Source organism: Pediococcus claussenii ATCC BAA-344 (genome assembly GCF_000237995.1).
GTDB classification, from domain to species: Bacteria; Bacillota; Bacilli; order Lactobacillales; family Lactobacillaceae; genus Pediococcus; species Pediococcus claussenii.
The window spans coordinates 863,796-878,945 of the sequence record NC_016605.1; the positions used below are offsets into that span (position 1 = coordinate 863,796).

Annotated in this window: 10 protein-coding genes and 3 pseudogenes; 6 read left to right on the forward strand and 7 right to left on the reverse strand. The window is 34.8% G+C overall.

Annotated features, from left to right (window positions below; translation table 11 throughout):
* The first annotated feature begins 360 nt into the window (after positions 1-360).
* The 6 genes and pseudogenes from rnz to PECL_RS10140 form a co-directional block, all read left to right on the forward strand.
* On the forward strand, positions 361-1,290 hold the full coding sequence (gene rnz, locus PECL_RS04120; RefSeq protein ID WP_014215333.1) for a ribonuclease Z: 930 nt from the start codon (positions 361-363) through the stop codon (positions 1,288-1,290).
* 2 nt (positions 1,291-1,292) lie between these two features.
* Positions 1,293-2,066, forward strand: coding sequence for an SDR family NAD(P)-dependent oxidoreductase (locus PECL_RS04125; RefSeq protein WP_014215334.1), 774 nt, complete (start codon positions 1,293-1,295; stop codon positions 2,064-2,066).
* Positions 2,067-2,075: 9 nt separating this feature from the next.
* Positions 2,076-4,394, forward strand: coding sequence for a single-stranded-DNA-specific exonuclease RecJ (gene recJ, locus PECL_RS04130; RefSeq protein WP_014215335.1), 2,319 nt, complete (start codon positions 2,076-2,078; stop codon positions 4,392-4,394).
* Between the two features lie 15 nt (positions 4,395-4,409).
* The gene (locus PECL_RS04135; protein WP_014215336.1) at positions 4,410-4,928 is read left to right on the forward strand and encodes an adenine phosphoribosyltransferase; all 519 of its coding nucleotides are present in this window, start codon (positions 4,410-4,412) and stop codon (positions 4,926-4,928) included.
* A gap of 485 nt (positions 4,929-5,413) precedes the next feature.
* Positions 5,414-6,973: pseudogene (locus tag PECL_RS10280) on the forward strand (N-acetylmuramoyl-L-alanine amidase); the annotation flags it as partial.
* A 435-nt stretch (positions 6,974-7,408) separates the two neighbouring features.
* A pseudogene (locus PECL_RS10140) lies at positions 7,409-7,975 on the forward strand (C39 family peptidase); the annotation flags it as partial.
* A gap of 425 nt (positions 7,976-8,400) precedes the next feature.
* On the opposite strand, the pseudogene PECL_RS10435 reads toward PECL_RS10140, so the two are convergent.
* From PECL_RS10435 to PECL_RS04185, 7 genes and pseudogenes are all read right to left on the reverse strand, one after another.
* A pseudogene (locus PECL_RS10435) lies at positions 8,401-9,438 on the reverse strand (tyrosine-type recombinase/integrase).
* Positions 9,439-10,787: 1,349 nt separating this feature from the next.
* Positions 10,788-11,513, reverse strand: coding sequence for a hypothetical protein (locus PECL_RS04160; protein ID WP_014215340.1), 726 nt, complete (start codon positions 11,511-11,513; stop codon positions 10,788-10,790).
* Between the two features lie 82 nt (positions 11,514-11,595).
* Positions 11,596-11,937 carry a hypothetical protein gene (locus tag PECL_RS04165; protein ID WP_014215341.1) on the reverse strand — a complete coding sequence of 114 codons (342 nt, stop codon included), beginning with the start codon at positions 11,935-11,937 and terminating at the stop codon, positions 11,596-11,598.
* A 94-nt stretch (positions 11,938-12,031) separates the two neighbouring features.
* The gene (locus PECL_RS04170) at positions 12,032-12,676 is read right to left on the reverse strand and encodes an O-antigen ligase family protein (protein WP_014215342.1); all 645 of its coding nucleotides are present in this window, start codon (positions 12,674-12,676) and stop codon (positions 12,032-12,034) included.
* 136 nt (positions 12,677-12,812) lie between these two features.
* Positions 12,813-13,274 carry a hypothetical protein gene (locus tag PECL_RS04175; RefSeq protein WP_014215343.1) on the reverse strand — a complete coding sequence of 154 codons (462 nt, stop codon included), beginning with the start codon at positions 13,272-13,274 and terminating at the stop codon, positions 12,813-12,815.
* An 89-nt stretch (positions 13,275-13,363) separates the two neighbouring features.
* Positions 13,364-14,638, reverse strand: coding sequence for a DNA/RNA non-specific endonuclease (locus tag PECL_RS04180; protein ID WP_014215344.1), 1,275 nt, complete (start codon positions 14,636-14,638; stop codon positions 13,364-13,366).
* A gap of 105 nt (positions 14,639-14,743) precedes the next feature.
* Positions 14,744-15,091: a hypothetical protein gene (locus tag PECL_RS04185; protein WP_014215345.1), complete on the reverse strand. Its 348-nt coding sequence runs from the start codon at positions 15,089-15,091 to the stop codon at positions 14,744-14,746.
* Positions 15,092-15,150 lie beyond the last annotated feature (59 nt).

Sequence of the window (15,150 nt, forward strand, 5' to 3'; positions counted from 1 at the left end):
GGTTGTTTTCATTATCGATAATGATAATTTTGAAATCAAAGTTAATAGAGTTAATTACTTTTAATAGATCTCTTAGTTTCAATTGTAAAGATGAGGTATTTGAATTGTGAATTAGTTGAAGCATATGGTCATTCTTTTTAATTGAAGTAATGCTAACAGGTTGGGCTAGTTGCATGTATAAATTTAAATTTGGATCTAATTCAAAAACGGAATTTTTAAAATTGATGGCTCTCAAAATTTATCACCTCAAAAAAAAGATACTATAAATTTGCGAAATTAGAAAGTTATATGTAATTTGATAGTCGTGTGCCAAGTAATGTTGTAAAATTAATAGGTTAAATGGAAATGAGCGGGGAAATTATGGAATTAGAATTTTTGGGAACGGGTGCTGGGACGCCTGGTAAATTTAGAAATGTAACTAGTGTAGCCTTGAAACTACTGGATGAAACAAATGATGTTTGGCTATTTGATTGTGGAGAAGCAACACAGCATCAAATTTTAAGAACAAATTTAAGGCCAAGAAAAATTGACAAGATTTTTATTACTCATTTGCATGGTGATCACATTTTTGGGTTACCAGGCTTTTTAAGTAGCAGATCGTTCCAAGGTGGCGATGGGAAACTGACTATTTATGGTCCAAGAGGTATTAAGGATTTTGTTTTGACATCACTTAAAATTTCAGACACACGTTTAGGTTATAAAATTGATTTTCATGAATTAGATAATGATGGTGAAATTTTGAACAACGATAAATTTATTGTTCGTGCTGAAAAATTAGATCACCGCATTTTAAGTTTTGGATATCGAATTGAAGAAAAGGCCCACCAGGGTGAGTTACAAGTTGAAAAATTAAAAGAAATGAATATTCCATCTGGTCCTGTTTATGGTCGATTAAAACGCGGTGAAACTGTTACATTACAAGATGGACGTATTATTAATGGAAAAGATTTTGTTGGTAAACCTCAATCTGGAAGAATTGTTACAATTTTAGGTGATACGAGAAGGATTGATTCTATTGAATCTTTAGCAAAAGATGCTGATGTTTTAGTTCACGAGAGTACTTTTGGGAAAAACGAGGGGAAATTAGCGCGAAACTATTATCATTCAACTAATATGCAGGCTGCTAGCGTAGCAAAAAAAGTTCACGTTAAGGAATTATTGCTAACACATATTTCAGCTCGCTATACTGCTAAGATGGCTAAAGAATTGGAACGAGATGCTAAACAAGTCTTTGCAAACACTAAAGTGGTGAAAGACTTTGACGTGATTAATATTCCAATGGGAAAGTAATAATGAAAACATATGTGATAACAGGTGCTAGCAGTGGATTAGGAAAATCATTTCTAAATGTATTGAAGGATCAACCTATTAATTTAGTTTTGACTGCAAGAAATACAGAAACGCTGAGGCAATACTTAGAATCTTTAGGTAGCTTACGAGCGAAGATTTGGATCGAGCAAGTTGAGCTGACTGACGACCAATCAATCATTAAGTTTGTTTCTAAAGTGAGTCAGCGTTTTGGCAGTTTAAATGTTTTAATTAACAATGCCGGGGTTGGAATGTTTCAAAGCCTATTAGAAATAAATATGAATGAAATTGATAGTATTTTTGAGACCAATGTAATTGGCTTGATAAAGCTGACTAAACAGTTACTTCCCCTGTTGGAGCAAAACGGTGGTGATATTATTAACATTGGATCAATGGCCGGTAAACTGGCTACTTCTAAAACGAGCGTTTATGCTGCTTCGAAATTTGCAGTGCAAGGATTTAGTAATGCATTACGGCTTGAAGAAGCTCATACAGGGGTTAGGGTTCACGTTATTAATCCTGGGCCTATGAAAACCAATTTTTTTGAGCACGCCGACCCAAGTAAACAGTATTTGAAAAATGTTGGGAAGATACTGTTGGATCCAAATCAAGTTGCAATTAAATCTTTAAAAATGATAGGGACCAAGCGACGAGAAATAAATTTACCTTGGTATATGGGCGTGGGATCTAAGTTATATAGTTTTTTTCCAAGGCTTGGAGATAGATTGCTTAATAGTAAACTAATTAATAGAAAATGAGATGATATTTTGCAAGATAATAAATATTCTTGGAATAAAGTTAAAGAAAAAATGCCAACTGATTTATTAAAAAAGGTTATTGATGAAACAGATTTAAATGAAATTACAGCAAGAATTCTTTATAACCGGGGGTTACATGATGTAGAGGCTTTTAAGTCCTTTTTAAAAGATGATCCAGAATTGATCCATGATCCATACCTAATGCATGACATGGATAAAGCGGTCAATAGAATTCAAACTGCCGTTGAGAAGGGTGAACAAATTCTGGTGTATGGTGACTATGATGCAGATGGTGTGACCAGTACATCAATTATGTATGAGGCTTTGGATCAGGTTGGTGCTAATGTTGAATACTTTGTCCCAGACCGTTTTAAAGATGGGTATGGACCTAATCTTGAGGAATATAGGTCCTTTATTTCGTATGGAGTTCAGTTAATTATTACAGTTGATAATGGTGTCGCGGGCGAAGAGGCTATTAATTACGCACAGGAAAATGATGTTGATGTTATAGTTACTGATCATCATGAACTTCCAGAAAAACTTCCGAACGCTTATGCGATTGTTCATCCACGTTACCCCGGAAGTGAATATCCATTTGGGGGGCTATCAGGTGTTGGTGTGGCATTTAAAGTTGCAACGGCTCTCTTAGAAGAGATTCCAGAAGATTATCTGGATTTGTATGCTATCGGAACCGTCGCAGATTTGGTTTCAATGACTGATGAAAATCGAATGTTAGTAAAACTTGGTATCCAACAGCTCAAAGTGACCCAACGTCCAGGCTTAAGCGCCTTGATCAAGGTGGCCGGTATCAAACTTGAAGGATTAGATGAGCAAGATATTGGATTTGGTATTGCTCCCCGTTTAAACGCTCTTGGAAGATTAAGTAATGCGAATGAGGCAGTAGAATTACTAACTACGCTTGATGAAGAGCGCGCAACACAGTTAGCCGAGGATATTGATAAAATTAACCAAAAACGTCAAGGAATTGTGCAAGAAATTTACGCAGATGCTAAGGTATTAGCATTGACAGAGGAAAATCAAAATAAGCAAACATTGGTAATAGCTGGTCATGATTGGCATAAAGGTGTTCTGGGAATAGTTGCAAGTAGAATTGTTGAACTAACGAATAAACCAACGATTGTTTTGAGTGACGAAAATGGAGATGGAATCTATAAAGGATCCGGGCGTAGTATTGAAAGCTTTAATTTATTTAAGGCACTTAATACGAAAAGAGCAGATTATGAGTCATTTGGTGGTCACCATATGGCCGTAGGGATTTCCGTTAAGGCAGATAAGCTAGAAATATTAGATACTACCCTTGAGGATGCGGCGATAGATGAACAACTTGATTATCACGTGAAGCCAATTTTGAAAATAGACGAAACTTTAGGTAATGATGAAGTAAGTGAACAATTAATTAACCAAATAAAGCAACTTGGGCCATTCGGGACGGATAATCCTATACCAGTTTTTGAGTTTGAAAGAGTTATTCTTGAAAACATTAAGGAAATTGGAAAAAATGGTGGACATTTGAAGTTTAAGTTCTCACAAGACGGGCAGAAAAAAAGTATTGACGGCATAGCATTTGGAAGAGGAGAACTTGCCGAATCACTTCCTTATATATCTAATGATATTAATATAGTGGGAAAGTTGAGTCTAAATGAATGGCAGGGAAATGTTTCTGTTCAAGTCCTGATCGATGATTTAAACGTGTCTGGGCTGCAAGTTATCGATAGAAGAACTTCTAATTTAAATCCAGACATGTTTAAGGAATCTGCAGAATACATTTTCTTTAATGAAAAACTACTGAAGTTGCTTCAAAATAAAATTCCGAATAGAACAATGAATTTGTACAATGACGTAACTAATCTTTCAAAAGATGCAACAATGGTATTAGTCGATTGTCCCACAGAAGTGGCACAGTTAAAAGAAGTTATAAGTAATAATCAACCGGAGAAGATAGTCACCTACTTTTTTAGACAAGTGGATTACTTTGCAGAAGGAATGCCAAGCAGGGAGAATTTTAAACAGGTTTTTGGACTGTTAAATTCTGGTGATATCGCTAAAGATAGTGTTTCAAAGATAAGTAATAGTTTAAGAATTGAACAAAATAACGTTCGATTTATTATTAATGTGTTTTTTGAACTGGATTTTGTTAAAATAGAAAACGGACTTCTTTCCATTAACAGGAGTGCTTCACAACATTCATTGGAAGAAGCTCCACTGTATAAACAAAGAGAACAAATGATCCAAACTCAGGGGGATTTATTATATAGCTCAAGTGCGGATCTAACAAAGTTAATTAATAATTTTTTGATTAGCGAGTAAAAGGGGTTCATATTAATGGAAATTGATTTACATGATTATATTGCAAGCATTCCAGATTATCCTGAAAAAGGAGTTATTTTTAGGGACATTTCACCATTGATGGCTGATGGGGATGCCTATAAGTATGCAACTGACAAGATTGTTGATTACGCAAAGGATCGCAATGTTGACATGATTGTAGGGCCAGAGGCACGTGGTTTTATAGTTGGCTGTCCAGTTGCATACAAGTTAGGCGTTGGATTTGCACCTGCCAGAAAGAAAGGCAAGCTTCCAAGGGAAACCGTCAGTGCCTCATATGACTTAGAATACGGTACAGCCGTATTACAGCTTCAAAGAGATGCCATTAAGCCAGGACAGCGAGTGTTAGTTACTGATGACTTATTGGCAACTGGTGGAACAATTGATGCAACAATTCGAATGGTCGAAGAATTGGGTGGCATTGTTGTTGGAACTGCATTCATTATTGAACTAAAAGATTTACATGGTCGTGAAAAAATTAAAGATTATGATATTCTGACTCTGATTGAGTATTAGATATTATTAAATATACTAGTTTATAGTAGAAATGTGTTAAATGATTTTACTTCTGAAAAAGAAATCGAGCGACACATCATTAAACCATCATTCATTTGAAAACTTGACTTGGTGCGTTTAATTGGCCACTCCTTTATAGGGATCTGTAGCTTGTTATTAAATACAAAGCTGTTTAAGGTAATTTACTTGTCTGTTGGTTTTGTAGTATTTGAGGATTTGGAATATGATTGGAAAACCTGATTGAGAAAAGCGATTTTTCTCAATCTTTTTTTATATAAATATTAAAATTGGACATATGAATGCTAGTTTTAACTAATTTAAGGAGGTAAATAAGCATTAGTTTGACTTCGCATTTTTAACATTAAATTGGAAAAGGTCCAGTGCTCTAATTTATGCCACATGTTGGGTTTTAATTATAGATAATTAATGTTAAGGTAATTATGTACTTACAAGGGTAGAGTAGGATTGTTTTAACGGAGGAAGTTATGCGAGAAAGAAAAGTTCATTTTAAAATGTATAAAGTCGGATGTGGTTGGACAATTGCCGCAATTGCAACGTTTGGGGTAGGCATAGGCGCATTACAAGGGAATGCTCACGCTGACAACGTCAGTGATAAAATTGATCCAAGTATTACGACTAATCAGGTAAGTAGTAGTGCAGCCACAAATTCACAAGCAAAAATTGCTGTTCAAAGTAGCAGTACAAGCATATCAAGCGCAAGTGTTTCTGAGAAATCGAATAGTGTTGCGTCTCAGGCGCCGAACTCAAGTAATGGTGCTGTCAAAACGAGTTCAGTTGCAACGTCTAGTGTGGCTACGAAAACTCTTGGCTCTTCAACTTCAGTGGCTACAGCTACATCTAAAACTAATTCAAACGCAGTGACGAGTGTGGTTGCCAGCGGTGCAGCCATGGCTCAAGCAAGCACTCAAAACAAACAACAGGTGGTAGTAAAACAAAATAAAGTGACCCCTGTGAACGCAGTAAATACCGCTTCTACAACAACAAACAACCATCAAAAAAAGGTGGATGGATTCACAATCGATACTACTTATCAATTAAGCGATAAGCAAGGTAGTGACGAGAAAACAAAAAATAATATTATTGTAGCTCATGCAGCCGGTGAATATTTGTCTGCCAAGCAGTTTGCATTATCCGAAAAAAATAACTGGAATGTAAATGATGCTTATGTTCAATATTTTATTGGTGATGGTGGGAAAATTTATTCAATTGGTGAAGAAGGCTACGTTGCCTGGGGTGCTGGTGAATGGGCTAACGAAAATGCACCGGTTCAAATTGAATTAGCACAAACCTATTCACAATCACAATTTAACCAAGATTATAAAGTCTATGTTAACTTTTTACGAGATCGTGCTAAAGCGTGGAATATTCCGCTAACTTTAGATGATTCAACTTATCGTGGAATTAAGACTCATGTTTGGATTACTGATCATGTTTGGGGCACCCATGTTGATCCTTATGGTTATCTCGCAAGCCATGGTATTAGCGCAAACCAATTTAAATATGATATTGAGAATGGTTTTGTGACAAAACCAGTTGTACCAACTACACCAGCTACATCAGTACTAACTGGATTCACTAAAGAAAATGGTGTTTTCGTAAATGGAACGGTAGCAATTTCGATGCATGAAGCGCCTAGCACAGGTTCTAAGACCGTTGCTGTATTAAATCCTTCAAAATCGGTTACTTATGATGCTTATAAAGATGTTAATGGCTACGTTTGGGTTCACTATAAGAGTGGAGATAAAGACATATTTATTCCTACGCATCCAACAGGCACAGCTAATAATGTTTGGGGAACATTTAAAGATATTTCAGCGACGAATTCTAGTAAAACGTCTTCGGACAGCTATGTACAAAAAAAGATCGGTAACAATTGGTATCTGGTTAACCAAGCTGGCAAACATGCCACTGGTTTTCAGGTAATCGCTGATCAACATAAGACGGTTTACTATAATTTTCAGGGCCAAATGCAATATGGTCAACAGCATCTTAATAATAATTGGTATTTCTTTAAACCTGGTTCTGGTGCAATGCAAACAGGTTTTGTGAAGTTAAACACTAACCAAACTAACGATGGTCCTAAGACTGTGTATTACGCTGCAAATGGGCAAATGCAATATGGTCAACAACACCTTAATAATCACTGGTATTTCTTTAAGCCTGGTTCTGGTGCAATGCAAACAGGTTTTGTGAAGTTAAACACTAACCAAACTAACGATGGTCCTAAGACTGTGTATTACGCTGCAAATGGGCAAATGCAATATGGTCAACAACACCTTAATAATCACTGGTATTTCTTTAAGCCTGGTTCTGGTGCAATGCAAACAGGTTTTGTGAAGTTAAACACTAACCAAACTAACGATGGTCCTAAGACTGTGTACTACGCTTCAAACGGTCAAATGATTTATGGCAATCAAATTATCAATAATAAGTCCTACAGTTTTAATACAACTTCAGGTGCCATGGAGAACGAAAGCAATACAGTGTCTAAAGTTTTAGGTGTTCAATATATTAGTCAGGAAGAAGCCGGGGCACCAATGGGGTGTGAAGCAGCTAGTGCTTTAGAAGCTCTGCACTATAGTGGACATGTAACAAATTATAATCTTAGTCAGTTTATAAAGACAATGCCAATTGCAAAAAATGGTAATCCTTATGATGGCTTTGGGGGTACTCCCTTTAAAGTGACTTATGGTATCTACCAGTCGATTTTTCCTTCGGCATTAACGCCGTGGGTGAACAAGTTCGCTTCTGCAAAAAATATTAGTGGAACTAATATTGACGGGATTATTTCGGAAATAAAAGCCGGTCACCCAGTTATTTCTTGGATTACTTTAAATTACCAACCAGCTGTCTGGGATAAATATTCATGGGGGTGGGGGGTTGACAATGCCCATGTAGTAACTGTTGATGGTTATAACGGTAACTCTCTGCATATTGTTGATCCTGAAAATGGAGTTTATTGGATTAGCAAGGCTGCCTTTGAACGGTCTTATAACTATATGAAATTTGCTGTTTCAGTTCACTGAATAAAGTTAATTAATAAAAGGGCTGTTAGATACGGTCTATAATAATAGTTACCAAATTATGCATTAGTCTTTGTCAACTTGACGAGGCTAATGCATTTTGATTGATGCTTATTCGGTTTTGTTCAGTACTTATGCAAAGTTTCCTTCATATTTTCTGTTTTCCAATGTGGGACATTTTAAAATCATTGCTGTGCAAAATAGCTTTACTTCCTAGTGCAAACTTTTAAAAATAAAAAACGCGAATGCCCGTATATAGGCATTCATGTTGGTAAAAATAGCTTCTGATGTAAACTATAAAGTAGAGCATAGGCTAACATAATAGTGCGATAAAGCTTGATATATCAACGTTTCATAAAAGTCATAGTACCATGACAGCACTACAATTCCAGTTCTTCTTCTTTCAATTCATTATGGATTATGCTTGCTCATGTTTTATCTAATGATTTTTCTATATACAAATCTGACTTCTGTTGATACTCATCAATAAGGTATGAGTAAACTCTACTAGTGGTTGAAATGCCTGAATGACCAAGTCGTTTTGAAATTACATATAGATCTACACCTTCGGAAAGTAAATAAGCCACGTGAGTGTGCCGTAGAGAATGAAAATGAAAACTAGGCTTATCTATATCACATTCTGCCAAAGCTTCTCTCACCGTTTTATTAACGGCACTGGAAGAAGAAACAGTATCATGCTAGTTGGTGAAAATTTGTTCAGCTTTATTATTAGGTCGTAATTTTTTTAATACTTCGGTCAGAAAATTATTTATTTAATAATTCTGACAGATGAATCATTTTTTGTTGACTGAAATTTATGTCCTTCTTCATTCCAAGAACGCCGTATGGATATGGTGTTAAATTAAAATTAAAATTTTTCCAAGTTAGAGCCTGAATTTCGCCCAATCTTGTATCAGTATAGATTGCTGTTAGAATCATAAATTTACTAGTAAAGTTTATGGTTAACGTTTCGTATAATTTAGATGTTAAAGAAGTCATTTCATTGATATTTAGGTAGTCAATCCTGCGTGTTTTAGATTTATTGAATACCATAGATACGCCATAAACAAAAGCTTTTTCGATAGCATTGTCATATAAAGTGTCTTTTACACAGGCATGAATTAATGAATTAAATTTGGTTACTGTTGATTTAGCATGATTTTTACCAAAATCATTAATAAAGCGTTGATAGTCTTTTCTTGTGATTAATCCGACTGGTTTTTTGACAGTGTCGAAGTTTTTAAAACATTAATTAATTGCATGTACGTTGATTTAGTTCGATTTGTAATAGAAGGCGCTTTATAAGTTATATACCAATCATTGAAGTATTCTGGAAAATAAGTATTACCGTCTATTTCCTTTTTATTTAATTGGAAATCTGCGGACCAGAGTTCAGCTTCTGATTTAGTTTTGAAATTATATTTACTTTTGTAATGTCGCTTCTCATCATCATCGTACCAGGTTATCCTTGCGCTCCAACCTTTACTCTATTTTTTTATACTTGACATAATTAGAACCTCCGTTCGATTGTGTGAGGACTCTAAAATGCTAAAATAATAGTATTAAAGAGCCTACTTTTTAAGTGGGGTTACAGGCTTTGCACCCTCAAAATTTTCGACGAGGATGCGATTTTTCATTTAGTTAATTTATTCTAAACGATTGCCTGAATTGGTTATTATAGGTGCACGTTAAGGGCTGATTGGTTTGCAACCCCTTTACAATCATCGTCGTCTAGCTCAGTCACTTGTGTGGCCTTGAGTCTTTTTATTGCAAAAAAACACCGTGAATTAATAGGTCGTATCCGACAAATAATTTCCTATATGTATTTTTTTATGTGGTTTTTAAATTATATGTTATGACTGAAATAAGTCTCATTGATTTGAATGAGTTTGCTCGGATATCAGCAAAACTATTAAATTTTAGTTTGGCGTATTCTCCAATTGAATCAATGGTCGAATCCAAAGTTTGTTAACAATTTATTTTATCTTTGAGTTTTATTAAATCATCTTATGGCAGCTTGAGTGTATCTAAATTTATGTTATTCCAATATTTTGCAAATGGTATTTTTGTTTTTTTATTGTTGTTGTATGCCGTGAATGAAAGAGCCACTGCTGGAAGATAATTATTGGTATCTAATAAATAACCTTTAATATAGCTTAATAAGTCAGGATATACATAAATATATCTTGAATCACCAAGTGCAACAACGATGTGACGACCCTGATTTATTTGAACATCAATTTTATTCGGTTTTTCGGCTGATACAAGAACAGATTCTAGTTCGACTTTTTTACCAGTGTCTTCAACCAATTTTTTATAAATGAATTGTATTTTCGAACTTCCAAATGGTTTTCGCCTTGATCAATTTCATTTAGTTGCATAAACAAGTTATTATAATTATCTGTTTGAATGGAAGTACATGTGAAATTAAGTGAATAATCATTGATGATGTTTTCCTTTAGAGTGAATGTTTCATTTTTATACTCTATAACTAGTATTTTATTTGCTGATTTACGTGTACATTCTTGTGGAAGCTTTGAATATTTTTTAGAAATACCATGAAGTTTAGAATAAAACTACATATCCGAATTCAAACGTTCCCAATATGATTGTAATAGTTCTTTCCAAAATTTAAAGCTTTTGAAATAACGTTTTGACATTCCTGAACCAACAAAAACAATTGGATAACTATTATTTTCAATGATTTATTCTAAACCCATATGGATTAACCCTTCTTGGTTAATTGTGTTTTATTTAGTTTTCGCACTCCGAATTGCACGGGGTCTTGTTGGCTATGAGTGGGATTATACGGTAATTAATTTATAAAAAAGAAAATAGGTACGCCTATTGTCAAAATCCAAAATAAAAAGTGAATAAAAATATTTTTTATATTATTCACATTATACATAGTACCAGCAAGTACCATTTCACCAAATATTTTAGTTCCCAAAATGGTTATTAAGAACATTAGTAATAATATAAATATATTTGCTTTTAATGCATGGGAGAAGACAATAAAGCTGAGTATAAATGAAAAGCCAATGGATATTGGCCAAATTATTCTGGAAATAGAATGAATAAAATTTGTGATACCAGAATCTTGAACGTTTCTAAAGTGGAAAACATGCAATTTAAAGAAAAGAAATAAATTACCGGCATTTAATATTGAAAGAAGAAGAAAAGAAATTGGAATTGTTTTGGAAAGTATTAATAACATTGATGGAATAGGACTATGACTCCAAGTTACTAAGATGAAGAATGGAAACAATGTTATAACAATGATTTCTAGTGATATTACCATTTTGTACTGTTCGGATCTTTTTTTCCAAGTTTCTTCATTGTAATTTTGGGATTCACTTCTAGAGTTTGATTGGGAAATATTTATATTTCCAATAATATTATTTTTACTGATTGTTGCTGAATTAGATTGCTGCAGGATATTAATGTCTTTTTGTTTTTGTTTTATTGCTGTCATAGTGTTAGCCAGTGTGATTAATGCTGTTAAGAAACTCATGCTAGCAGTAATAAGTGATATGTTCATGTTGATATGTTCCTTTCAAAAGTTGGTTTTACTCCCACCAGCGGAATTGAACCGCTGCGAGTCACCAGAGTGGGGGATAGAACTATTTAAAATTCTTTAATTTAGTAAGGAAAAGTGAGCCACCAATAATAGCCAAAATTCGACCAATCCATCCTAAAAATGGAATTAGTGCAATAGCACCTCCAACGATAAGCAAAACATCAGGAGCGGTACCAATTCTTAAATCACCTTTATAATAAACAACGCCAATAATACCTAAAGTCAAAATAGCAATTTTTAAAATTGCTAAAAATATAATTGCAATACCAATACCTGAATCATCACCGATAGCGCAACCAGCTATAAACCAAACGCCGAATAATAAAATGATTCCGCCAACAAGTCCAACGATTCCGTTAGTTAAAGCGATAGGCTTAGTTTTCATGATTACTCCTCCAAGCAGCTTTTAACGGGGATCATGCTTACTCGTATATTACATTCCAAATTTTGGTTGAGTGGGGATGTGATCTTTTATTTATCTAATTAGATAAATCTTTATAGCTATCTGATGCATTATCATCATGTGTGTTGAAAGTATCCACAAAATCAGAATAACTTCCTGTTGGAGAAGTTACAAAATTTGTTAAATCGGTTATGTTATCGTTCGCTTTTTTGAATTTATGGTAACCATATTTGCTTGTATTGTTCTTTTTAAGCTTTGTTAAGTCAGAATCTAATGTGGACTGGTCATCATTAATTTGACTAATTTTATCTGAATTCTTTTCTTCTATGTCATCGATAGTTTTATCAACATCATAGTCATCACCGCTATTGTCAATAGCATTTCCCCATTCGCTATTTACTTTTTTAGCAAGATCTTCAGAAGTAGAAATTAGTTCAATATATTTAAGTGAATATTCTGATGCAATACTCTTAAACTTCTTATCCTTTTGTTTCTTTATTTGGGCTATTTTAGCTTGCTTTTCTTCGGCAACCTTTTGATTATGATGCTCAATTGCTCCGAAACCAGATATAGATATGATTGAGATTAAAAATCCAACTGCAATTATTATTAATGATTTCCTCTTGTTACGTTTTTGAGCATAGTCAATGAAAAACAAGATTGCCCCAATCAATATAACTATTAAGCTTCCCAAAAATAAAAATGCTAACAAAGTGTTCATGTATTTCCTCCAAAGCATGTACAGAGTTTTATGTCTTCAGTATTTGGACAAGAGCGGGAAAAATGACTTTTTGTTTATCCAATACTTCTTTCATCCATTTTTTTCTTCTTCCGATGCTTGTTGCGCTGTTTTCTAGTCATTCATTGTTATTCTTCCAATCTATTTGTAGGTTATTTAAAGTTTCTTTTTTCAGTTGAATAGATGATTCTAGAATTCCATCTAAACCTACTATATGCATAATGTCCTCATATACCTCTGGATTTTTGAATAAGTTTTTAATAGTATTGTTATCTAATACAGTTGGAAGGTTAATACCATATTCTGAATCGTAGGATAAAGTAACTATATTTTGATTTTGGGAATCTATATATACTGGAACATCGTCAATTTTGCAAGCAAATATGTATAAAGAATTCTCAACCTGAAGCATTTCCTTAGCTCTGGAAACAAAATTAAAATCTCGTTCAATAAGTAACGCGGAAAGTTGGTCAGCATTTTTTGAAAACAATGTTGAATAAGTGTTAAACATTTCGCTAGTAATGCTATTTATATTAGTATCCAACACCTTCGCTTGCGCTCTATATCCAATAATATTCATGTAAAATTTCCCCTAAGTGTTCAGCGTTTATAGTCTTCGGTGTTTGGACAATTTCATCAACATAATTTAATCATTGCTAGTAAGCATTTTTAAGGTTGTGCGTATTGGTTACCGCGAATTGCTCGAATAGCACCTTCTGCTTCAGCACTGGCTTGTGTCGTTAATTCATAGTTATCAGGCTTTTTAACTCGAGTGTAATATTTTTCACTATCAGAAACGAATACTTTACCTGTTGGGGCGGTAGTCCAACCTCCGGCGTTGGCTGTTGGGGCCGTTGTAGTAGAGGTAACTGCGTCACTTTGGGTCTCAGAAGACTTTTTATAGGTCTTCGATTCAGCTTTTACCGATTCACGAGCAGTACTTTCAGCCTTATCGTTTGCTTGTGCAGTTGCTATAGAAGTACTTTTTTCTCTAGCAGATTCAGAGCGAGCTTTAGATTGGCTAGCTTGTTCGTTTTTAGTAGCAGTAGATACCGAAGTAACAATTCCGGTATTGTAATTAATTTTTGTATCTTCAACGGAGTTAATGACCACAATTTCTTTGTTTAAGTTATCATCAGAAGATTTGAGATCTACTACGGAACCGCGTGGAATACTTTCGTCACCCTTGTAAAGTGGGGTAGTTTCATAAGAAATAGTATTCTTTGTATTAGGATGATCGCTCCAATAATCTTCAGCCGTTTCTTCAGCATAACGCATACCACCATTTTGGTCTGCACCAACGTTTTGAGGACGGGTACCAGTTGTGAAGTTATATTCAGAACTATACGAACCTTTACCTAGTAAGCTATCCGCAATGGAATGACTGCGATTATATAAGTAGCCATGATAGATTTGACCAGTCAAACTATATTGAATGGCAACTTTATCATTGGTGCTTGGCCATGCCGGAGGATCTAATGGTTCACCTTGTCGACTGCCTTTAGAATTTTCGTATTCAGAATATGTAAGAACAGCTTTAGCAACAGAAGAACGGCCCTGGTCATCAGCTGAAAAATGATAGCCACCAGCCTTCATACCATCAAATCCAGTAATTTTGGCTTTCCCGTTATCCCAATAATAATTGCGAGTAGGGCCAGCTGATTTGTTATCGGTGTATCTGACCAACTTAGCTAAAACGGCCGAGTTATCAGCCTTAGCTGAATCCGAACTTTTCTTTTCTGAATGGGATGCAGAAGTCACTTTACTGCTACTAGTTTTATCTTCCGAAGAAGAGGGCTGCTTTTTAGCAGTGGCAACTTTCTTGACGACTTTAGACGATGAAGTTGCAGACAAACTGTCACTCTTATCGTTTGAAGTTGATCCGCATGCTACCAGATTTAAAGCAGATAGCATGGTTATCCCCAAAGTTAATACTTTGTTCATGTTATTTTCTCCTAAGCGTTAGTTTTTATGGCAAGCATTTTTGGATGCAACCCCATATATGGAGTTGAACCATAATCTAACCACCGGGATGGGAGAATGTTGTGCTCAGTCCTTAAAATTCTTTAATTTTGATAAGAATAATGAACCACCAATGATAGCTAAAATGCCTCCAACCCATCCTAAAAGTGGAATTAAAGATATAGCACCTCCAACGATAAGTAAAACATCAGGGGCGGTACCAACTCTTAAATCACCTTTATAGTAAACAACACCAATAATACCTAAGGCTAAAATAGCAATTTTTAATATTTCTAAAAATAAAATCATACCGCCAGTTCCATTATCGCCACCTGTAGCGGCTCCACCAGCCATAAACCAGATACCAAAGAGAAGTACAATTCCGCCGGCAAGACCGACGACACCATTTGTTAACGCAATTGATTTAGTTTTCACAAAAATCCCTCCAAAGTAGCTTTTAACGAGGATCACGCTTGCTCGTATAGTCATTCATC

Coding starts and splice junctions, on each gene's coding strand:
- rnz (WP_014215333.1), top strand. CDS start 361: ATGGAATTAGAATTTTTGGGAACGGGTGCTGGGACGCCTGGTAAATTT.
- PECL_RS04125 (WP_014215334.1), top strand. CDS start 1,293: ATGAAAACATATGTGATAACAGGTGCTAGCAGTGGATTAGGAAAATCA.
- PECL_RS04135 (WP_014215336.1), top strand. CDS start 4,410: ATGGAAATTGATTTACATGATTATATTGCAAGCATTCCAGATTATCCT.
- PECL_RS04160 (WP_014215340.1), bottom strand. CDS start 11,513: ATGAACATATCACTTATTACTGCTAGCATGAGTTTCTTAACAGCATTA.
- PECL_RS04165 (WP_014215341.1), bottom strand. CDS start 11,937: ATGAAAACTAAGCCTATCGCTTTAACTAACGGAATCGTTGGACTTGTT.
- PECL_RS04170 (WP_014215342.1), bottom strand. CDS start 12,676: ATGAACACTTTGTTAGCATTTTTATTTTTGGGAAGCTTAATAGTTATA.
- PECL_RS04175 (WP_014215343.1), bottom strand. CDS start 13,274: ATGAATATTATTGGATATAGAGCGCAAGCGAAGGTGTTGGATACTAAT.
- PECL_RS04180 (WP_014215344.1), bottom strand. CDS start 14,638: ATGAACAAAGTATTAACTTTGGGGATAACCATGCTATCTGCTTTAAAT.